Source organism: Paenibacillus sp. UNC499MF (assembly GCF_900107975.1).
In the GTDB taxonomy this organism is placed as follows: domain Bacteria; phylum Bacillota; class Bacilli; order Paenibacillales; family NBRC-103111; genus Paenibacillus_F.
The window spans coordinates 82604-103551 of record NZ_FNVF01000011.1; the positions used below are offsets into that span (position 1 = coordinate 82604).

Genomic DNA, 20948 nt, shown 5'->3' on the forward strand with positions numbered 1-20948 from the left:
TGGGCTGAGTGGGTAAAAATAAAAATAGTCTTTTTTTAACCTGAACTGGGATAGGGGGAAATCAATCATGGCACTGACACCCGAGCAGCGGATCACCCTCCATGGCTTTAATAACCTTACAAAGTCATTGAGTTTTAATATGTACGATATCTGCTACACCCGTACCCGGGAAGAGCGGCAGGCGTATCTGGAATATATCGACGAGCAGTACAACGCGGAGAGGCTGACGAAAATTTTGAATACCGTGTCCGACATCATCGGCGCCCACGTTCTGAATGTCGCCAAGCAGGACTACGAGCCGCAGGGCTCCAGCGTTACGATGCTCGTATCGGAAGGGCCTGTCGATGCCGCGTCCACGGAATCGTTCGAGGAGTCCCCCGGGCCTCTGCCGGAGGTCGTTGTCGCTCATCTCGACAAAAGCCACATCACGGTCCATACGTATCCGGAATACCACCCCGACGAGGGTATTTCCACGTTCCGGGCGGATATCGACGTCTCCACCTGCGGCGAAATTTCTCCGCTGAAGGCGCTCAACTACTTGATCCATTCGTTCGATACGGATATCTTTACGATGGATTACCGGGTCCGCGGCTTTACGCGGGACATTCACGGGCATAAACTGTTTATCGATCATGAAATCAGCTCCATCCAGAATTATATTCCGCAGTCCGTCAAGGACAAATACCATATGATCGACGTGAACGTGTACCAGGAAAATATTTTCCACACGAAATGTAAACTGCGTGAATTCGATTTGAACAACTATTTATTCGGGTATACGAAGGACAAGCTGACTGCCGAAGAGCAGGAAGAAATTACGGAAAGCCTGACGCTGGAAATGGACGAGATTTTTTACGGCAAAAATATTTATTCGGCGACAATTGATGAGGTAGACGGGAAAGAGTGAGACAAGCGGATGGGGAAAAGAGGCACGGAAAAACAGTCGCTCCGTGCCTCTTTTGTGTGAAAGCGGTAGGCGGGAGCCGGTCTTCTTTCTTCTCGCACTTGCTGCCGCGCTTCTAAGCATACCGCCTTCCTACCGTCAACAAAGGCCCGGCGCGGTTTGCGTGCTCGGTAAGAACAGGGTGCGGTTTCTCCCGTGTTTAACCCGGGCCGGTCCGCTGCGGGCCTAGAGCGGTCCGCGGCAATAACGTCAAAAGGCCGTCCCTTGCGGGACAGCCTTTTGGCGTTCAAATTGAAGCGGGGCAGCTTACTTGTCCCGCGTTGGGGGCGCACACACGCCGTCGGCGCAGGCTCCGTCAGCCGGTCCGCCTTCCGCGCCGCTCAAAATCGTGAGCGGTTTGGATTCGCCGTATGCTTTCTCCAGAGCCTGCACGAAAACTTCAAGAGGCTGGGCGCCCGAAATGCCGTATTTGCGGTCGATTACGAAGAACGGAACGCCGGTGATGCCCAGCTCCGCGCCCTCCTGCTCGTCGGCGCGCACTTCGTTTGCATAGGTGTCGCCCGCAAGAATCCGTTCGGCCTCGGCTTTATCCAAGCCGACTTCTTCGGCAAGAGAAGCCAGCACGGCAGGATCGCCGAGATGAAGGGAATCGGTGAAATAAGCCTTCAGCAGCCGTTCGGTCATTTCGTGCATTTTGCCGTGTGTGTCTGCGAAATGAGCCAGACGGTGCGCGTCAAACGTGTTGGTCAGGACTATCGTATCCATGTGATAGGTAAGCCCTACGGATTCCGCCTGCGCGACCACGTTGGCATTCATCGTTTTGGCCTGCTCCACGCTCATCCCGTATTTTTGGGAAAGCATGTCATGGACGCTGTGGCCGATGTCCCGAGGGGAATTCGGGTCCAGCTCGAAACTGCGGTACACGACTTCAAGCTCGTCCTTGTGCGGAAATTGTTCAAGCGCCTGCTCGAACCGGCGTTTGCCGATATAACAGAACGGACAGGCGAAATCGGACCAAATCTCAATTTTCATTTTAACAAACCTCCACATTTCTATTTCGGACCGTTTGCGCGCGGAGCAAACAGAAAGTTTTTTGTGCTATCTTGTAATCATTATAGTTACAGTTTTATCGGAAAGCAAGGCTGCATGGAAAAACGGCACATCCAGGTCCTATACGGCAAAATTTTTTTCGCCAAATTCCTAGAGAAACAGGCGGAATAGACAGAAAAAAGCGGTCGAGCGGGAAGCCTGGATGTGACGGCACTTGACAACGTGTAACTGTTACCAATAAAATAACAGTCAGGCGCAGGAAAGGCCCTGAAATAAATCGGCTCTTACAGGCGTCAGAACAAAGGCCGGAGAAGTCAACAGGCGCGGAGTTACACCGCAACACTTTTATATCTCCGGACAAATTGGAGCAAACTAACCCTGTACGTGTGAACGGATATAGAGGAGGAAGAACCAGATGAACAGCAAGTTTAACGCTTTGTTTGAAACCTTTAAGCTTCCTAGCGGCGTGGAGCTGGGTAACCGGATCGTGATGGCACCGATGACGAACTATTCGTCTCATGAGGACGGTACCGTCTCGGACGCTGAAATCGCATACTATGAACGCAGATCCAATGGAGCGGGTCTTGTAATTACCGCTTGTACGTATGTAACGCCTAACGGCAAAGGGTTCCCCGGCGAGTTTGCCGGAGACCGCGATGAAATGATTCCGAGCCTCGCCCGCCTCGCTTCGGCAATCAAGGGGCAGGGAGCCAAAGCCATTCTGCAAATCTTCCACGGCGGCCGCAGCTGCCCGCCGGAGCTGGTGCCGAACGGCGAGACCGTAAGCGCAAGCGCCGTGTCGGAAGAGAAGGCAGGAAGCGTCGTGCCCAGAGCGCTGACGGATGCCGAAATCAAAGACATTATCCGCGACTTCGGCGAAACGACCCGCCGCGCCATCGAAGCGGGCTATGACGGCGTGGAGATCCACGGAGCGAACGGTTATCTCATCCAGCAGTTCTTCTCCCCGCATTCCAACCGCCGCGATGACCGGTGGGGCGGAGACGTGAACAAGCGGATGACTTTCCCGCTTGCGATCGTCGACGAAGTGCAGCGTGTCGTGGCGGAGCATGCGAAACAGCCGTTTGCCGTCGGCTACCGCTTCTCGCCGGAAGAGCCCGAGACACCCGGAATCTCCATGGACGATTCCATTCAGCTCGTAAATACGCTGGCCGACAAAGGTCTGGACTATATCCACGTATCCCTGATGGATTTCTGGTCGGCTCCGAGAACCCAGGATGATAATCGTCCGCGGATCGAGATTATCCTCGAAACCGTCGGAGGAAGAACGCCGGTGATGGGCGTAGGCTCTATTCACACGGCCGACGACGCATTGAAAGCGCTGGAGACGGGCGTGCCTCTGATCGCCCTGGGCCGCGAGCTGATCGTGGAGCCGGACTGGGTCGGTAAAGTAGCGGACGGACACGAGTCGGAGATCAAGACGACGCTAACGAAAGAAGACCAGGAGCGTCTGGTCATTCCCGACCCGCTGTGGAACGCGATCATAAATACACCGGGCTGGTTCCCGGTCGTTTAAACCGCGCACGCAGCGGCCGACTGCGACAATTGCGGGCAAGCTGCCGTACTCGCGGCAGCGGGGCATATGCTGAAAGCCGGATGGCGTTGCCCTAAAGTCACGTTATGCGGACCGTGTTGACCACCGTCATATGATGCCGAGCACCGCGCTCCGGAAGCCTCACGTTAGAAGGAAGAAGAAAGAAGAAGCCCGTGTCTGCTGCGGGCTTCTTCTTTTTAAATCATTTTGGCGGGATGACAAACGAGGCCGCAGCCTGGATTCAGCCGCCGTAATTCCGAACCTCCTGGCATAAAAATGACGCCCCGCAACCCGTAAGGATTGTGGGGCGTCATTTGTCCCGGAGAAGCTGCCGCGATTAATTGCTATCAGTTCGAAGCCGGGGCTGGAGCGGGTCCGGATTTTTCAGAATTCAAGCTGGTGTCGAGGGTTGATTTCGCTTTGTCGATTTCTTCCTGCGTCAACGGTTTTCCGACGGCAAAGCTTTTGATGATTTTTTCGAGCGAGGCCGTGTCGAAATCTTCCTGTGCATACAGCTCTACGGTGAAACCATTATCTTCCCAGAGTACAATCCCGTTCGCAAAATAGACTTTCTTCCCGGCGATAACCTCCGTTTTAACCTCGTCAGTTGTCTCAATACCGTTCTCGCCTCCCTTAGAGATCAGGAAGTTAACGGTTTTTTCGCCTTGTCTGTACTGTACTTCTACCATGGTTTTAGCTTGAATAACGGTGTTGGAGTATTCAAAATCGGCTATCCAGGCAGGCACAGGGAAATTCATGCCTGTTGCTGCCCGGGCTTCCTGCACAGTCAGCTTCGGCTGTTCCGGAAGCTTTATCTCCCCGGGCTCGGCGGCTTTGTCCTGCTGGGCCGGTACGTTAGTTTCAGGTGCCGGTCGTTCCTTGTCGGTTTGGACGATTTTCATATTGCCCACTTGGAAACGTGCCAGGATGGAATCGAACATCCCCTGTGCGTATGAGGTGGTCGAAAGAGCGCCTCCAATGATAATTACAGCAGCGGCCGTCGCGGCAGCGGTTTTCCATTTTTTATTCAACATAGTGATCGCATCCTTTTTCGTGTTTTCGGGTTGAATGGTTCCCGTCTCCAATTTGTTTGCCACACGCTTGAAAATACGTTCTTTGGTCAAGGGATCGACCTCCATGTTTTCAAGCAGATCAACGACATTTTCACATGCTTCCGGATTCTGTTTTTCACTCATTCCTGAACCTACCCGCCTCCAAAATTTTTTGCAGCTTTTTTAAACTTCTGAAGACTACGACGCCGATATTGGACTCGCTGACCCCCATCAATTCGGCGATTTCCGAATTTTTCAGACCGGCCGCGAACTTCATTGCGATGATATTGCGTTCCTTGTCACGCAGTTTCCCGAGCGCATTAAACAGTGCCCGATGCTCATCGCCCCGGATAGCGAGCTCTTCGGGTGACGGCTTAGGCAGGATGTGTCCGGTAATGGAATCCAGTGAAAAATGGAATCTTTTTTTTCGAGCGCGAAAGTAATCGGTCACCGCGTTTCTTACAATCGCGAACAGCCATACATCAAATTTGGCTTTTTCTTCCGAGAAGCTGTTGTACTTGGAAATGACCGTCTCAAAAACCTTGCTGCAAATATCTTCCGTCTCGTAAGTATTGTGAATCCGATAGTAGATGTACTTGTAAACGCGGTCGATGTACATTTCATACAGCTCTGAAAATTGTTCGGAGGTTAAAATATTTCCACGCGTTGTCTCATCTTGATTGCGGTAAATTTCCATATTTATTGAAACGCTCTCCAACTCCTTTCCTCCTTTCTTTCTTCGGTTAAGTGTTCTGGGCGAGGAAATTTACGTATGTTAATACGCAGGCAAGTGAAAAGCATTAACAAAACGGTTTAAAATTGTTGATTCCAGCATAGAACAAGGACCCGCGGGAGAAAAGCAAATCAGTGAAAGAAGTCCGGAGGCGGATGAACGGTTGAGAAATTCCGGGGACTTGGAGAACTTTTGTTTATAAAAAACTAAACAGCCTTGATCCGGTCAACTACCGAATCAAGGCTGTTTTTGGGCTGTCTTATTTAAGAAGATAAACTTTCATGTGCCGGCTTCATATTTGCGTGCTCCACTGTCAGCCGGTGATATTTTCGGATGGAGGTTCCGATGATGGAGGGATAGTCCGAAGGCTAGGCGCGAAGCAGTTTCAGATCGAACTCGGGCACAAGCCCTTCCTTCGCGGCCCGTCCGAGCAGCGCTTCGACCGCTCCGTAACCGTCCTCGCCGAGGTCCCCCGTGAACGAATTCACGTACAGGTCGATATGCGCCTTGGCGACTTCGGGAGACATCTCCTGCGCGTGCTGGAGCACGTATGCCTGGGACGCTTCCGGATGGGCCCACGCATACTCGACGGAAGAGCGGATCCATCCCGCCACCGCTTCCGGGTCCATCGAACGCTTTGCGATAATGGCGCCAAGCGGAATGGGGAGTCCCGTGTCGGACTCCCACCAGCTGCCGAGATCGGCCAGCAGGCTGAGACCGTAGGACGGGTAGGTGAAGCGCGCCTCGTGAATGACGAGGCCCGCGTCGATCTTCCCGTCCCGGACGGCCGGCATGATCTCGTGAAACGGCATCACGACGATCTCGCCGACGCCTCCGGGAATCTGCTGGGCGGCCCACAGCCGGAACAGCAGGTACGCGGTCGAGCGCTCGCTCGGAACGGCGACGCGCTTGCCGGAGAGGGACGCCGGATCGGCGGAGCCGTTCGACAGCACGAGCGGCCCGCAGCCTCTGCCCAGAGCGCCGCCGCAAGGGAGCAGGGCATAGTCGCGGAGAACCCACGGCAGTGCCGCGTAGGAGATTTTCATCACTTCGGGACCGCCGGAACCCGCGGCCAGACCGTTGGTAATATCGATGTCGGCATACAGGACATCGAGCTCGGGCGCGCCGGGGACGAGCCCGTGCACCCAGGCATGGAAGACGAACGTGTCGTTCGGACACGGGGAAAACGCGATTTTCATAACAGCACCTCCGGTAAGACTGAACTTGCTTTCTCCAGCATGGCGAGCGCTTCGGGAATTCGCCATGCCGCTTTGTTGCGCGGCCCTACCGCGTTGGAGACCGAGCGGAGCTCCAGGCACGGGATGCCGCGGGCGAGGGCGGCGCTTGCCGCGCCGAAGCCCTCCATGCCCTCGGCCGCGGCGCCGGGCACCCGCCGGGCGAGCTCCAGGGCATGCTCCGCCGTGCCGGTCACGGTGGAGACCGTAAGCACAGGTCCTGTGCTTACGGGCAGCCCGGCGGCCGCCAGGGCTTCGGCGACGCGGCCGGCAAGCGCCGCGTCGACAGGCACGCGGGCCGAGCCGAAGCCGAGCTCGTCCAGGCTGAGGAAGCCCCCGGGCGTCTCGGCGCCCAGATCGGCGGCGAGTATTTCGCTCGACACGACGAGCGAGCCGACCTCGGCCCGGCCCTCGAAGCCGCCTGCGATTCCGGCGGCCAGGACGAGGTCGTATTCGGCGGCGGCGAGGGCCGCCGTCGTGGAGACAGCCGCGGCCACGGGACCGACGCCCGCGAGCTCCACCCGGAAGCCGGGCGCTCCGGCTAGACCGCGGAGTACGGCGTCCCGCTCGGCTTGGACGGGCGTCATGATCAGGACGCGCTTGATGGGAGGCGTTTCACCCGCAGGGAGCGGGGAAGAGGCCGAATAAAAATCAGGGCTCATTTGTAAGATCTCCTTTAAATGCTGATCCGGATAAGCTATATTATAAACCAATGCTTCGCGGTATAAAAACTTTAGGACTAAACAAATTTTCTTCATTGTCAAATTTATCCGCATTTACGCACGGATCGGGAAGGACTGGAACGCGCTTTTTCCGAACTATTATTTATCTGAATCCATTTCGTGCCTTTCTTGTTCCGTGGCAGCCTCATCTGCCGCACATCATCCCCGGGCTCACTCTTCACGCATAAAGGAGACACACATCTTGAATGAATTTATCATCGGCGCTGCTGTATGCATCCTTCTTCTGACCGTCCAAATCCTTCTCATTCTTTACAAAAGAAATCTGGAAAAATGGAAACATCATGAACAGCTCGTCAAAAAATACGGCCTGCTGGTCAATATTATGCATACCGTGGATGTGGGCACCTGGTCGTATGATTATTCGTCCCGGCGCGTTCCTTTTACATCGGAAGCCCTGCTCAAGATTACCGGCTACCGGCCCGAATATTTCGCTACCCGGGAAGCCTGGGAAAGAATCATCCATCCGGACGATTTTCAGCGGTATAGAGCATCGTGCGTCAACGTCAAAGAGGGGATTTCCGATTTCAGCGAATACCGGATCGTTCACGCCTGCGGCGATGTCCGGTGGGTGCAGGTGCGGATGATTCCGACGCTGGATGAAACGAGCGGCGCGTTGCTGCGTCTGGACGGGGTGGTGCTGGACATTACGGCCCGGAAAGCGGCGGAGGAGGCTCTGCAGAGAAGCGAGCAGCGCTACCGTTCTCTCTTCGAGCATCATTCGGATGTGATTGTGGAGCTGGATCTGCACGGGAAGGTATTGGATATCAATTCGGCCGCCCTGGAAATTACGGGGAGCCGGCACAATATCGCGAACCCGCTGTCGCTTATCGAACTGTTCGGTGTGGACAGCCTGAAACGGATGTCGGTGTATTTCGGCCGGGTGGTGCAGGGGACGAACCAGACATTCGAAATGAATTCTTATCATACAGAAGGCCGTATGTACCACTGGGATATAAAAATGGTGCCCGTGTATGTAAACGACGCGGTTACGGGAGTTTTTGTGCTGTGCAGGGACATTACTTCGAAGAAACTGACCGAGCGGTCGTTACAAAAAAGCGAGGCCACCTACCGACTGATCGCGGAAAATATGACGGACCTCGTGGCCGTGGTAGGCAGGGACGGAAAGTTCCAATACACGTCCCCTTCCTATAAAGCGAGGCTGGGATTGGACGAATCCACCGCAGCCGGCCTGTCGCTGTACGATAGTATGCATCCCGAAGACGGGAAGCTGATCCGGCTTAAGCTGGAAGGAATGCCGGAATCGGCTTGCGTATGGACGGCGCGCTGCCGGCTTATCCATGCGAACGGCTCCGAGCTGCATTTCGATTGTGTAGCCAACCCTGTCCGGGAAGCCGACGGGAAAACGGAGAGCATCATCATCGTATCCCGGAACATCACGGAGAAAGTGCTGATCGAGCGGGAGCTGATGGAGAGCGAAGAGCGGTACAGGCATCTGATCGAGCTGCTGCCTCAGCCCTTGACGATGATCCGCGACGAGCGGTTTATTTACGCGAACCCCGCGGGGCTGGAGCTGTTCGGCGCCGCGCTGCCCTGCGATGTCATCGGCCGGAGCATCTACGATTTTATGCATCCCGATTATGTGGAGCAGGCCCGGGGCCGCGCGCTTGCGGTGGCGCAGGCGAAGTATGCTCCGCCGCTGGAGTACAAAATGGTCCGTACCGACGGCAGCGTCATCGACGTGGAAGTGACGGGCATCTACGACAGGCTGTCGCTTTCCTCCCTTCACGTGCATACGGACATTACGGTGCGCAAGCGGATGGAGCAGGCGCTCCGGGACAGCGAAGAACGCTACCGCAGTCTTGTGGAGCTGTCTCCGGTTTCGATCGCGCTCTACAAAGACGGGCAGGTCATCTACGCGAATCCCGCCGCGGTGCGGGTGCTGGGTGCGGGAAGCGCGGAGGAGATCATAGGGACGACGCCCCAGGACTGGATCCAGCCGGATGCGCCGTTCGAAGGAGAGCAGGCCATCCGGGATCGCGGGTCCAGCGCTCCTATCGATCTGGCCATCACCCGGCGCGACGGCAATGTGGTCGATATGCTGGCGACGGCGATCTACGACGCGCGTTCCGAAGCTTTCCTCGTTTTCTTCGAGGATATTACGATACGCAAACAGGCCGAAACCGCCCTGCAGGAAAGCGAGAGGCTGAGCCGCCACCTGGTGGAGTTGTCGCCGATTCCGACGATTCTGACCCGGGACCACAAATTCGATTACGTCAATCCGGCAGGCCTGGATCTGTTCGGAGCGGGAACGACCTGCAGCCTGATCGGCCGCTCGATCTACGATACGGTCCATCCGAATTCCAGGGACAAGGTGCGCGCCCGTCTGAACGGGGTTTACGAGAACAAGGAAGCCACACGCATCGCCGAACACAAAATCGTCCGGCTGGACGGCCGGATCATCGACGCCGAAGTCGTATCCATTCCCATTCCGTATATCGGCATGGATGTCGCCATGACCATCATCCGGGATATAAGCGAGCAGAAGAAGGCGGAGAAGGACCGGGACTATGCGGAGCAAATCATACGGGAGAGCAAGGATCGCTATTATGTGCTCCAGACGAGTCTGGACCGCTTCTCAAGCGATTTATTCGGACTGATGAACGTGCAGGAGCTGGACCGGAGGCTTATTCAGGAAGTGCGGGAAATGATCCGAACGGAGAAAATCAGTCTCGTTGAAGTGGACAAGCAGAACAAGATTACCGTCAAGAACGGCAGTTCGGATATTCCCCAGCACGTCTGGGAGGAAATTGTGGAGGGCTGTTCCGACCCGCTGCCCGTCTGCGAAATTATCGACACGCCGGACGGCCATCTGATCCGCATCGGAGAAATTAAAGGGAAAAGCTACCTGCTGTGCATCGGGGAGAAGTCTCCTTCTCTCGTTTTACAATCCAAAAGGGTATGGATCAAAACGATCGCCCGCTACGCGAGTGTCCTGTACGATAATTTCAGAGTCATCGAAGATCTGACTCAGGAGCTGCGTGAGCTGGCGACCCGGCAAAAGACGCCTTCCTGGCTGATCCGGCTTTTATTCGCTCTATCCGAGAATGAAAGCAAGCGCCTTTCCCAGGATCTGCACGACGGAGCTCTGCAGGAGCAGATCATCTGGTACCGCAAGCTTGACGAGATCTCGTCCGATGACGAGGTTCCGCAGGGACTGCGCGAGAAGCTGGCTCAGATCACGCAGGGGCTGCTCGATGTCATTTACCAGATCCGCATCACGTGCAACGAGCTGAGGCCGCCGATGCTCAAGGAAGAGGGCCTTGTGGCTTCTCTGGAGGCCCTGTTCGAATTTACGCAGCTGCGGACCGACTATTCCATTGCTTTTGACTACACGGGCTTTCACGGCTCCCTGCACGACGACGATTTGTTAATCGGGTTGTATCGAATTGTACAGGAGCTTCTGGCCAACGCGACGAAACATTCTAACGCAGCGAAAGTTCAATTCAAGTTGTCGGCTCACTCCGACCGGATTCATCTGAGTTATGAGGATAACGGAATCGGTATGGATGTTAGTGGAATGGTGGAGTCCTTTAACAGTATGGGAGTTTACGGCATTAAAGAAAGGGTTCGCAGTATGGATGGCGACGTTGAGTTTTACTCCTCCCCGAACAATGGGCTCGCCGTTTTCATTAACGTACCGGTGAAACAGAATCAGAAATTCGAAATCAGAAATTGGAGTGTTAGGGATAACCATGATTGAGATCTTATTGGTCGACGACCATCCTTCCGTCATGGAGGGGACGAAAATGCTGCTGGAACAGGACACCAATATGAAAGTTTCCTTGGCTCATACGGCCAAAGAAGCGCTGGAGCTGGCGGTTGCCCAGCATTTTGACGTGATGCTGATCGATCTGCATATGCCTACGATGAACGGGATCGATCTGGCCAAACAAATTCTCCACCTTATTCCGGACGCCGTCATCCTGATCTACACCGGCTTTGAATTTAACAATCATTTCAACCTGATGATTGAAGCCGGAATTGCCGGGTTTGTTCTCAAAACGGCAAACAAGGAACAGCTCGTAACGGCTGTGAGGTGCGCTCTCAGGGGGGAAGCCGTGCTGCCTTTGTCCCTGGTCAAACAGCTGAGGCGGACGACGGGCAGCCAGTTTGCGGAATCGGCAGGCGGCAGTCCCGAAACGCAGGCGGTCAGCTCCAAGGAATACGAGATTTTGAAAGAGATCGCGAAAGGGAGAAGCAACAAGGAAATTGCCGCATCCGTCCTGATGAGCCAACGCTCGCTGGAGTACTGCCTGACGAACCTCTTTCACAAGCTTAACGTGAAATCACGGATCGAAGCCGCCATGAAAGCGAAGCAGCTGGGCCTGCTGTCCGATGAAGATTTTCCGAAAATGGCATGATAAAAAATTTATCAAGTTCGACATAAAACCGGCCGTACACAGTTGTGATACGGTTTTTTTGTCTATTCATTACCATTAATCCGACAGGAATTTACAAGTTTCCGCAATATTTTTGCGGGTTCCCGCAAAGGTTTTTCGGTTACCACCGCTCTTTTGCGGTTTATGATTAGTACAGCTTCTAGGTCTTTTAACCTAAGCCGGATTGCTCAGATTTTTAAAGCTCCCGAAAGGGAGGAAGCGGATTTGCCGGTAAATGCCTGCCTCTATCCGCGGCCGGATTGTGGCGAGGATACGGGCAGAGATCATTTTATACACATAAAGGTGGTTGATTGAAGTGCAGAATCCGAACGGAGTTAAAGATTTGCTGAACAGTACCATTGCATCGATGAGCCAGGTTTTTCCCATCTCCATCGACACGAAGCCTCCCAGCATGCTGCAAAATGCGGTCATCCAGGGCGAAATCGGAGTGCTGATCGGGATCGTCGGGGATGTCGAAGGAAGGCTGGTTATCGAAGGAGATATCGAAACGTTCGGTAAACTGGGACAATCCATGTTTGGCATGCCTCTTGAAGGTGAAATGCTCCATAGTTTTGTAGGGGAAATGGCGAATATGATTGCCGGGAATACGTCGGCGATTATTTATCAAAAAGGACACAAAATCGATATTACCCCGCCCACCGTCATGGTAGGACAAATGCAGCTTTACGGATTCGAGAAGGGGATTTCAATAGCGGTTTCCCTTGCGGAAGTCGGAACCATCCATATGATCCTTCTTTTGCAGAAAACCGAAGCCGCATAAAAAAAACGTCGCGACAAATCAACAATTTTAAGGTGGGGAAGCACACATGGAAAAAACGAGATTTATAAGAGCGCTGTGGGACAATTCCAGAGGAAGAAGCGATTATCATCCGGAAAGAAATGAGGGAGAATTAACGAGCGAAGAAATAGACGACATTCTGCACGACCTGGAGACCGAGCTCAAAGTGATCGAAGGACGCAAAGGCAGGAGGTACGGACAATGAAATGGTACCGCAATTTAAAAACATCCGCGAAGCTCGTGTCGGCTTTTGTATTTATCGCCATTTTGCTGGTGTTCACGGGTTTTTTCGGGCTTGTCAATATGAGCAGGCTCAACAACAGCCTAAGCAGCATGTATGAAAATAATCTGGTTCCGCTCCGGGTCGTTTCGGACGCTTCCTTCTATTATCAGGTCATAAGAACGGATCTCCGGGACTTGAACGATCTTGCGGATACTCCGGCCCAGAAGGACGAGTACAAGAAAAAAATCGACGAGAACGTGAAGAAAATCGGCGAAAAAATAGGAGCTTACGAGAAAACGGACGTTACCCAGGGTGAAAAAGATCTGCTTCAGGCTTTTCATCCCGTATGGGAGAGCTACCAGAAGCAGCTGGAGGAAGCCGTTAAAATCGGCTACGGCGATGACCGTGAAGCGTTTAAAGCCCTGCTCGCGAGCGGAAGCCTGAAAACCAAGGGCGATGAAGTCATGAAGGCTTTCGACGACATGTTTGAGATTAACGTGAAACTGGCGGAAGAACGCAACGCCGAAGGCGCCGCCTTGTACAAAAGCTCCAGCAACGTGACTTTTGCGGTTATGATTGCAGCGTTCCTGATCTCTATCGGATTGGGCTACGCTATCGCGCGGATCATTTCCCGGCCGCTTAACAAGGTGGTCGGCCTGGTAGGTAAAGTTTCCGCAGGCGATCTGACCGAAGTCACGGATATCGACACCCGCGATGAAATCGGACAGTTGGCCAAATCCGTGAACGAGATGGTCTACAGCCTGCGAAGCACGGTAGGCGGCATCCTGACGTCGGCCGAAAGCGTGTCGGCGGCGGCCGAGCAGATTTCGGCGAGCACGCAGGAAATCGCGAGCGGAAGCGTCAGCCAAGCTAACGCCGCGCAGACCATCCACGAGCTGTTCAAAGAGCTGTCGACCGCGATTACGTCGGTCGCGACGAGCGCCGAACAAGCTTCGGAGGTTTCGTCGGATGCGCTGGATATCGCCCAGCAGGGCGGCAAGATCGTGAATTCGTCCATTGAGAGCATGAACCAGGTCAATGAGCAGGTATCCAGACTCGAACAGGATTCCAACAAAATCGGAGAGATTATCGAAGTGATTGACGATATCGCCGAGCAGACCAATCTGCTTGCTCTTAATGCGGCGATCGAAGCGGCACGCGCCGGGGACCAGGGACGCGGGTTCGCGGTCGTGGCCGACGAAGTCCGCAAGCTGGCCGAACGGAGCGGGGAAGCGACGAAGCAGATTACCGCGATTATCAAGGGCATGCAGGAGAATACGCGCCAGAGCGTCAAAGCGGTCGGCGACGGTGTGGTCCTGTCCCGCCAGACGGGCGAATCGTTCCATCACATTATCGGCATGGTGAACGAATCGGCCAATAAGGTGATGGAGATCGCCGCGGCAAGCGAGCAGCAGGCGGCGCAATCCTCCGAGGTCATGTCGTCGATCGAGAGCATTTCCGCCGTAACCGAGCAGTCGGCGGCAAGCAGCGAAGAGACGGCCTCCACGGCCCAGTCGCTCGCCGGATTGGCGGAAGAGCTTAACCGGACGGTAGCGGTGTTCAAAATCAGCAAATCCGCCTAACGAGGCAGGGACCCCAGTCAGCCTGATTGGGGTTATTCTTTTAACGGCGGGAGCCGGATTCCTTACGAATGACAGGGAGGACCTTTTTTATGCAGGGAAGCGGGCACGAGCAATATGTGGCGTTCGGCATCGACCGGGAACAGTACGCCATCCGGATTTACGATATTCACGAGATTATTAAAATGCAGGCCGTTACGGCTATTCCGAATGTCAAGCCTTACGTCAAAGGGGTGATCAACCTGCGGGGGCGGATCGTCCCGGTCATTTCCCTCCGGACTTTGTTCGGTATGGAAGAGGCGGAGCCGACGAAGGCATCCCGGATTGTCGTGGTTCATCACCTGGAGGACACCGTCGGAATTATGGTGGATTATGTGAGCAAAGTGACGACGTTCACGGACATACAGCCTCCACCGGAGCGGGTGGGCGGCGTACAGGGCGGATTTTTTACGGGAATCGGGCTTGCGGACAGCGGCCTGGCGGGGATTTTAAAACTGGACGAAGTTCTGCTTCACGAATAGGAGTTGACTGGCATGTTGTCCGAGTATAGGGAAATCTTTCTGGAGGAGCTGGAGGAACAGCTTCAGGTCATGGACGGGGAGATTTTGAAGCTGGAGCAGTCCGGTGAGTCCGGTATCGTCATTCAAAGCCTGTTCCGGGCCGCTCATACGATCAAAGGATCGTCGGCGGCAATGGGCTTCGAAGAGATGAAGCAGTTAACCCATGAGATGGAACATTTGCTGGACCGGGTCAGAAGCGGGCAGCTTGCCGTGTCCGGCGCTTTGGTCGATCTCCTGTTCACCGCGCTGGATATTCTCAAGCAGCTTAAGCAAGACATCGTTGGCGGGGAGCCGCCTTCCGCAGATATTTCGGACTGTGTCCGCGCGCTGAGAAGCTTCGGCAGCGAAGATTCTGTTCTCGCCGGAGATAGGCCGGAAACAGCGGAAACGCCCGCTCGCCGCGGCAAACCGTCTCTTTCGCTTGATTTGGAGCTTCGGGTGCAGGAGCGCATGGAACAAGGGCAAGAGCTGTTCTGGGTGGACATCCGGATCGCTTCCGAATGCCTCATCCGCGGAGCCCGCGCATACGTTATCCACTCCGCGCTGAATGAGCGCGGCGACGTGCTTTTGGCCGATCCGGAGCCGGAAGGTCTGGACGAGGAGGGCCCCGGAGATCTGCTTTTCCTGTATGCGGGAAAGCAGTCCCAGGAGGAACTGCAGGCGTTCGCCGACGGCCTCATGGAAGTCGAGCGGGCCGTGGTGGAGCCGCTTGCGCAGGAAGAAGCGGCGGTAACGGGCGCCCAGGCCGCGCGGGATGCGGCGGATGCAGCGAACAGCGCGGCGGATGCAGACGCCGGGGGCCGAGCGGGCGGCGGCATGGCCGCAGAGGACTCGGCAGGCCATGCGGGCATGAGCGGCAGCGCAGACGCCAAGGCGCAAGCGGCGGGCCATGCGGGCGTGAGCGGCAGCACAGACGCCCCGGCGCAAGCGGCGGGCCATGCGGGCGTGAGCGGCAGCACAGACGCCCCGGCGCACAGCACGGGCGGCGCCATGGCCGCCGCCCCATCGCCGCAAGCCTCCGCACCGCCCTCCCGGGCGGCGGCCGCGGATGCTCCGGCGAAGGCCAAGTCTCCGACGATCCGCGTGAGCGTCGAGCGGCTGGAGCACCTGATGAATCTGGTCGGGGAACTCGTGATCGACCAGACCCGCATTCATCAGGTGGAACGCACGCAGCGGCGGCGTATCGCCGATGAGAGCGTTGACGAGCTGGGCCAGATAGCCGACCATCTGTCGCGGATCATCGGCGATCTGCAGGAAAGCGTCATGAAGACGCGGATGCTGCCGATCGAGCAGCTCTTCAACCGCTTCCCGCGCATGATCCGGGATCTTTCCCGCATGCTGGGCAAGGAAATCGAGCTGGTGCTCGAAGGCAAAGACACGGAGCTGGACCGGACGCTCATCGAGGAGATCGCCGACCCGCTTATCCACTTGATCCGCAACGCGGTGGATCACGGGATCGAGAAGCCGGAGATCCGGACGCAGTCCGGCAAAAGCGCGGGAGGCGTCCTTACGATCCGGGCCGCCCACGAAGACAACCAGGTCGTCATCTACGTGCAGGACGACGGGGCGGGGATCGATCCGGCCCGGATGATCCGTTCCGCGCTGGAGAAGGGGATCATCTCCCGGGAAGAAGCGGAGCAATTGAGCGAAAGGGAAGCCGTAGAGCTTATTTTCCGCCCCGGCTTTTCAACCGCCAGCACGGTAAGCGACGTATCCGGCAGAGGTGTCGGAATGGATATCGTCCGCAGCCACATCGAGAAGCTGAACGGGCTGATCGACATCGAAACCCGCCTCGGCCGCGGAACCTGCTTCAAAATCAAGCTTCCCCTGACGCTGGCGATTATCGTAGGGCTTCAGGTCAAGCTCGGCGGGCGCACCTTTATCGTCCCGATGAGCAATATAGCCGAGATCGTCCGCGTAAGCCCGGACGACATCCGGAGCATCCGGGGACAGTCGGTCATCGTGCTGCGCAATCAGGTGATTCCGGTGGCCCGGCTGCATGATTATCTTCAGATCCCGTATACGGAGAATACGCGGAGCCACATTCCGCTCGTTATCGTGGGATCGGCCGAGAAACGCCTCGCTCTGGTGGTCGACGAGCTGATCGGCAACCAGGAGATCGTCATCAAGTCGCTGGGGCCTTATATCGGAAAAGTCGACGGCATCGCCGGGGCGACCATTCTGGGCGACGGAAACGTGGCCCTTATCCTGGAGATCGCCTCCATCATCGGCCGGACCGGCGTCCGTCCTCATTAGACCGGCATTTCCGGCGGTCCTTCTTTTTATAGTCCTTGCCGGCCTCCTGCCGGTTGAAGGGCTATTTTTGTTTTCTTTTATCGCCCCTTCGTAAAAACGTATACCTCCCCCGAGTAAAAATTTGTATAATAAAAGGATAGCTGTACCGGAAGAGCGTACGAAGGCAGGTTCCTTTGACGTTCTTTTCCTGCATCGGGGGCTTCCGATTTTTTGAAACGGGCCGGGACAGCCGACGTATGAAACCGTGTTTCATTTTAACGGTTTCAGGTATACTTACTTACTGCCGGATGATAGAACAGAGGGAGGGAAGACCGTGAAGCTTTTTAACGGCTATTATATAAAAAAAGGCAGACAGTACATAAAAGAAGGAAATTTCGCGAAAGCGCTCCAGTATTACGAAAAAGCCGATTACGGCAAGCTGGACACCGCCGAAAAGATTCGGGTCGCGGAGGTGTATCACGAATGCGGGCATACGGAACACGCACTGTCTCTCCTGGGGAACATTATCGGGCGGGTCAGTTCGGATAAGGCCCATGAGCGGCGGGCGCATATTTTGCAGGAAATCGGCCGGGAAGAAGAGGCCATGCGGGATATGGACGAGGCCATCCGGCTCAATCCCGAGCCTTACATGTACTGGTATACGAGGGGGATATGGCGCAAGGATTTTCAGGATTACGAGGCGGCGGCCGCAGATCTGGAAGAATGCGTCAAGCGCGAGCCCGAAGATTCCGTCGTATCGACCTACTACGAGCTGGGCATGTGCTACTGGCGGACGGACGATTACGAACGGGCGGAGCAAACGTTCCGCAAAGTGCTGTCGTATGCCGACCGGGACATTCCCATTTTCCATTACAGGCTGGGTAAGACGCTGGAAATTTTGGGCCGCCCGGAGGAAGCCGTCGGTTACATGCGCAAAGCCGTCGACCAGGTGATCGAATGGGAATACATTTCGGATAAAGGGCAGCGGCTCGTGCTCAACCGGACCGGATACGGTCCGGGAGCTTTCCGTGTTTTCATGGATGAGACGGAGCGTACGTGCGGATTCCGCAAAGATCTGGCGGGTCTGTACACGACTTTGAAGCGTTACGAGGAAGCTCTGGAAGAGATCGACCGTGCTCTTGAAGCCTATCCGGACAATGACGGTCTGTATCTGCAGCGCGTGGGGATCTACCGCAGCCTGGGGCGCTGGGAGGACGCGGAGCGCGAGCTGGATGTTCTGGAGAAGGAGCGGGACGTGGAAGAGCGGGTTCTGTGGATGGAAAGAGTCCTTCTCTACCGGGCGCAGAACCGGGATTCGGAAGCGGTGCCTCTGCTGCTCAAACTCTACGGGCAGGATTCCGCGAACCCCATCGTCTGCTACTGGCTGGCGGACGCTTACCTGGATCTGGGCCAGACCGAGAAAGCGCTGGAGTTCAACAAGCGGCTGCTGGAACTGGAAGAGGACGATCCTCTCAACGAACAGCAGCGGGGGCTGATTCTGGAAGAGACCGGCGCTTACGGGCAGGCGGCGTCCGCTTACGGCAGGGCGATCGCGATGCAGGACCGGGCGGATTTCCGCATGAAGCGCAGCTACGCATATTTCATGGACTCCCGCTTTGACGAGGCCCTGATGGATCTGCATCATGCGGCGGAGCTGGAGCCCGCCATTTCCGAAGGAGCCGGCTACCATCATGCGATGGGGCGGGTGCTTGAGGAGATGGGCCATCTGGACATGGCGATCGCTTCTTTTACGAAAGCGATCGACATACAGCCGGAGCATGCGGCCTATTACGAGAGCCGGGCGAAATGCTACCTCACGCTGCGCGAGCTGGAGAAAGCGGAGCTGGACTGCATCGTCGGCTACGATAAGGACGCCTCCTATACGGACCTGATCAGCCTCCGGGGCAATGTGCTGTATTTGAAAAAAGAATACGCCGAGGCCCGCAACCTCGCCAGCCAGTTTTCCAGACTTCATCCGGACAGTCCGTCGGCTTTTTTCAATCTGGGCATTGTCTGCTTCAAGCTGGAGGGGGAAGAAGATGCGGCGCGCAACGCTTTCGACCAGGCCTTGGCTCTGGACCCTTCCTACGGCGCCTGTTATATTTACAAGGCTTATCTGGATTACGGACGGCTGGATTTTCCGGAGGCGATCGAGAACCTCGCCAATTGGAGCTTGTTCACGTTCCCGGAGCTTTCGCTTGAAGAAAGACTGGAACATCTGGAAGAACTCGACGGGCTGAACGAGACGGTACTGGAAGGAGCGGCTCGGCGCATTACCGAGCTGTATCAGGGTCACGTATATCTGTCTTAAAGGTGTCTTTGTGTTTCAACTTGCGGACGGCTTGTTATATAACGGATAGAGGAAAAAATTAGGGGGGATTGTATTGCTGCCGGTTCATCAGCCTAATGATTTGATCATTTATCCGAGTACCAAAAAAACGATCGGGCTTGTTTTGGCCGCACTCGTTTTTGTCGTTCTGGGCGTTGTATTCATAGGAGTGGGACAGTCGGAAGAGGAGAATTCCCTGGGACTTGTGGTGATCGGGGGCATCAGCGTTGTTTTTTTCGGGGCGTGTCTGGTGTATCTGGTTTACCGGCTCTTTAACCGGAAGCCTTCTCTAATCGTAAGCGATGAGGGGATTGTGGACCATTCGTCGGCTATCGGCGGAGGAGAGCTGAAATGGGCCGACATCGAGGGAATTATGCTGTACGACTATATGGGCCAGCGGTTTATCGGCATCCGTCTGCACGACACGGAAACGTTCCTCGCCCGCCAGAGCGGGTTCAAGAAAGCGCTTATGAAAGCGAATCAAGGACTGGTGCAGGCTACGGTGAACATTACGCAAACTGCCGTAAAGATGCCTCTGGAGGATCTGTACGTGCTGATGATGGAAAAATGGGAGAGCGACCGCGCCAGCGCCTAGGGAGGCGGGCCGCACCCGTCAGACATTACATAGGGCACGGCCGACGGCGGACATACGCGGCCGTCCGTGCGCCAAAAGGGCGCTCTCCATGTTTCGTGGAGAGCGCCCTTTGTTTGATCAGCCGCGCAGAAGCGACTCCGCCCCGTCGACGTAGATTTCCGTCCCCGTGACATGGGAGGACTCGTCGGAAGCGAGGAAGAGCACGAGATCGGCCACCTGCTCGGGTTTTCCCGGCGCGCCCTTGAGCGGGTGATCGCCTTCGGGGAATTCGACCGGGATTTGAACTTCCTTCAAATCGTCGGTCGGATACGTGTTCTCGTCGATATTCGTGTCGATTGCGCCCGGACAGATGGCATTCACCCGGATTTTGTACCGGGCAAGCTCCAGGGCCGCCATTTTCATAAAGGCTACCTGGCCGGCCTTTGTCGTCGCATACGTGGAAAATCCGATATTGGAAAAGACGCGGTTGCCGTTAATGGAGCTGGTGATAATAATGCTTCCGCCTTTTTCTTTCAGATGAGGAATCGCGTACTTGACGGTAGCGAACGTTCCGCGCAGATTAATGTTAATCGTCTGCTCCCATTCGTCGATTTTCAGCGTTTCGATCGGAGCTTTGGTTCCGTTGATGCCCGCATTGGCGAACAAGATATCGATGCCTCCGAACTTGCTTACCGCCTGCCGCAATCCCTGTTCGATCATCTCCGGCTTGGAAATGTCGCACTCGATCACGAGAGCTTCTCCGCCGGCGCTTTCGATCGTCTTTTTCGTTTGCTCCGCTTTATCCGGGGTGCGGTCAAGCATAACGACCTTAGCTCCCTGCTGGGCCAAACGGATAGCCGAAGCTTTACCGATTCCGGAGCCGCCGCCGGAGACGACGGCAACTTTACCTTCCAAACGTTTATCCGGCATGTGTATGCCCTCCTTGTCAGCGTGAGTTCCGCCTGCCCGCAAGATCCGA

General features: G+C 55.6%; 17 protein-coding genes. 11 read left to right on the top strand and 6 right to left on the bottom strand.

The window, feature by feature from the left end; all coding sequences use genetic code 11:
• The first annotated feature begins 67 nt into the window (after window positions 1-67).
• A complete protein-coding gene (gene speD / locus C4S74_RS19870) occupies window positions 68-907 on the top strand; it encodes an adenosylmethionine decarboxylase (RefSeq protein ID WP_103997019.1) in 840 nt (279 codons plus the stop codon).
• 303 nt (window positions 908-1210) lie between these two features.
• Here the strand turns inward: speD and C4S74_RS19875 are convergent, their stop codons facing one another.
• A complete protein-coding gene (locus tag C4S74_RS19875; protein ID WP_103997020.1) occupies window positions 1211-1936 on the bottom strand; it encodes a DsbA family oxidoreductase in 726 nt (241 codons plus the stop codon).
• A gap of 433 nt (window positions 1937-2369) precedes the next feature.
• Between C4S74_RS19875 and C4S74_RS19880 the strand changes: the two genes are divergently transcribed.
• Complete coding sequence (locus tag C4S74_RS19880) at window positions 2370-3488, top strand: NADH-dependent flavin oxidoreductase (protein WP_103997021.1); 1119 nt, start codon at window positions 2370-2372, stop codon at window positions 3486-3488.
• Between the two features lie 365 nt (window positions 3489-3853).
• On the opposite strand, the gene C4S74_RS19885 is transcribed toward C4S74_RS19880, so the two are convergent.
• The 4 genes from C4S74_RS19885 to C4S74_RS19900 all read right to left on the bottom strand — a co-directional run bounded on the left by C4S74_RS19885 (window position 3854) and on the right by C4S74_RS19900 (window position 7188).
• Window positions 3854-4702: a hypothetical protein gene (locus C4S74_RS19885; RefSeq protein WP_103997022.1), complete on the bottom strand. Its 849-nt coding sequence runs from the start codon at window positions 4700-4702 to the stop codon at window positions 3854-3856.
• Complete coding sequence (locus tag C4S74_RS19890; RefSeq protein WP_258042553.1) at window positions 4695-5276, bottom strand: sigma-70 family RNA polymerase sigma factor; 582 nt, start codon at window positions 5274-5276, stop codon at window positions 4695-4697. Before C4S74_RS19890 ends, C4S74_RS19885 begins: the two co-directional genes overlap by 8 nt.
• A 383-nt stretch (window positions 5277-5659) precedes the next feature.
• Window positions 5660-6490 (bottom strand): 1,4-dihydroxy-6-naphthoate synthase, encoded by an 831-nt coding sequence (locus C4S74_RS19895; RefSeq protein ID WP_103997024.1) that lies wholly within the window; start codon window positions 6488-6490, stop codon window positions 5660-5662.
• Window positions 6487-7188 (bottom strand): futalosine hydrolase, encoded by a 702-nt coding sequence (locus tag C4S74_RS19900; protein ID WP_103997025.1) that lies wholly within the window; start codon window positions 7186-7188, stop codon window positions 6487-6489. The genes C4S74_RS19895 and C4S74_RS19900 overlap by 4 nt, the downstream gene beginning before the upstream one ends.
• A gap of 262 nt (window positions 7189-7450) precedes the next feature.
• On the opposite strand from C4S74_RS19900, the gene C4S74_RS19905 reads away from it, so the two are divergent.
• From C4S74_RS19905 to C4S74_RS19940, 9 genes are all read left to right on the top strand, one after another.
• The gene (locus C4S74_RS19905) at window positions 7451-10990 is read left to right on the top strand and encodes a PAS domain S-box protein (RefSeq protein WP_103997026.1); all 3540 of its coding nucleotides are present in this window, start codon (window positions 7451-7453) and stop codon (window positions 10988-10990) included.
• Window positions 10983-11651, top strand: a complete 669-nt coding sequence (locus C4S74_RS19910; protein ID WP_103997027.1) for a response regulator transcription factor — start codon at window positions 10983-10985, stop codon at window positions 11649-11651. Before C4S74_RS19905 ends, C4S74_RS19910 begins: the two co-directional genes overlap by 8 nt.
• Window positions 11652-11985: 334 nt before the next feature.
• Complete coding sequence (locus C4S74_RS19915) at window positions 11986-12450, top strand: chemotaxis protein CheX (RefSeq protein ID WP_103997028.1); 465 nt, start codon at window positions 11986-11988, stop codon at window positions 12448-12450.
• A 46-nt stretch (window positions 12451-12496) separates the two neighbouring features.
• A complete protein-coding gene (locus C4S74_RS26675) occupies window positions 12497-12673 on the top strand; it encodes a hypothetical protein (RefSeq protein ID WP_181024485.1) in 177 nt (58 codons plus the stop codon).
• Window positions 12670-14274, top strand: a complete 1605-nt coding sequence (locus C4S74_RS19920) for a methyl-accepting chemotaxis protein (protein WP_103997029.1) — start codon at window positions 12670-12672, stop codon at window positions 14272-14274. The genes C4S74_RS26675 and C4S74_RS19920 overlap by 4 nt, the downstream gene beginning before the upstream one ends.
• Window positions 14275-14363: 89 nt before the next feature.
• On the top strand, window positions 14364-14792 hold the full coding sequence (locus tag C4S74_RS19925) for a chemotaxis protein CheW (RefSeq protein WP_103997030.1): 429 nt from the start codon (window positions 14364-14366) through the stop codon (window positions 14790-14792).
• 12 nt (window positions 14793-14804) lie between these two features.
• Window positions 14805-17087 (top strand): chemotaxis protein CheA, encoded by a 2283-nt coding sequence (locus C4S74_RS19930; protein ID WP_103997031.1) that lies wholly within the window; start codon window positions 14805-14807, stop codon window positions 17085-17087.
• A gap of 313 nt (window positions 17088-17400) precedes the next feature.
• Complete coding sequence (locus C4S74_RS19935; protein ID WP_103997032.1) at window positions 17401-19377, top strand: tetratricopeptide repeat protein; 1977 nt, start codon at window positions 17401-17403, stop codon at window positions 19375-19377.
• 73 nt (window positions 19378-19450) lie between these two features.
• A complete protein-coding gene (locus C4S74_RS19940; protein WP_103997033.1) occupies window positions 19451-19990 on the top strand; it encodes an STM3941 family protein in 540 nt (179 codons plus the stop codon).
• Between the two features lie 117 nt (window positions 19991-20107).
• On the opposite strand, the gene C4S74_RS19945 is transcribed toward C4S74_RS19940, so the two are convergent.
• Complete coding sequence (locus tag C4S74_RS19945) at window positions 20108-20899, bottom strand: SDR family NAD(P)-dependent oxidoreductase (protein WP_103997034.1); 792 nt, start codon at window positions 20897-20899, stop codon at window positions 20108-20110.
• Between the last annotated feature and the right edge of the window lie 49 nt (window positions 20900-20948).

Excerpts from the sequence above, each read along its gene's own strand:
- speD (WP_103997019.1), top strand. The coding sequence starts at position 68 with ATGGCACTGACACCCGAGCAGCGGATCACCCTCCATGGCTTTAATAAC.
- C4S74_RS19875 (WP_103997020.1), bottom strand. The coding sequence starts at position 1,936 with ATGAAAATTGAGATTTGGTCCGATTTCGCCTGTCCGTTCTGTTATATC.
- C4S74_RS19880 (WP_103997021.1), top strand. The coding sequence starts at position 2,370 with ATGAACAGCAAGTTTAACGCTTTGTTTGAAACCTTTAAGCTTCCTAGC.
- C4S74_RS19885 (WP_103997022.1), bottom strand. The coding sequence starts at position 4,702 with ATGAGTGAAAAACAGAATCCGGAAGCATGTGAAAATGTCGTTGATCTG.
- C4S74_RS19895 (WP_103997024.1), bottom strand. The coding sequence starts at position 6,490 with ATGAAAATCGCGTTTTCCCCGTGTCCGAACGACACGTTCGTCTTCCAT.
- C4S74_RS19900 (WP_103997025.1), bottom strand. The coding sequence starts at position 7,188 with ATGAGCCCTGATTTTTATTCGGCCTCTTCCCCGCTCCCTGCGGGTGAA.
- C4S74_RS19910 (WP_103997027.1), top strand. The coding sequence starts at position 10,983 with ATGATTGAGATCTTATTGGTCGACGACCATCCTTCCGTCATGGAGGGG.
- C4S74_RS26675 (WP_181024485.1), top strand. The coding sequence starts at position 12,497 with ATGGAAAAAACGAGATTTATAAGAGCGCTGTGGGACAATTCCAGAGGA.
- C4S74_RS19920 (WP_103997029.1), top strand. The coding sequence starts at position 12,670 with ATGAAATGGTACCGCAATTTAAAAACATCCGCGAAGCTCGTGTCGGCT.
- C4S74_RS19925 (WP_103997030.1), top strand. The coding sequence starts at position 14,364 with ATGCAGGGAAGCGGGCACGAGCAATATGTGGCGTTCGGCATCGACCGG.
- C4S74_RS19930 (WP_103997031.1), top strand. The coding sequence starts at position 14,805 with ATGTTGTCCGAGTATAGGGAAATCTTTCTGGAGGAGCTGGAGGAACAG.
- C4S74_RS19945 (WP_103997034.1), bottom strand. The coding sequence starts at position 20,899 with ATGCCGGATAAACGTTTGGAAGGTAAAGTTGCCGTCGTCTCCGGCGGC.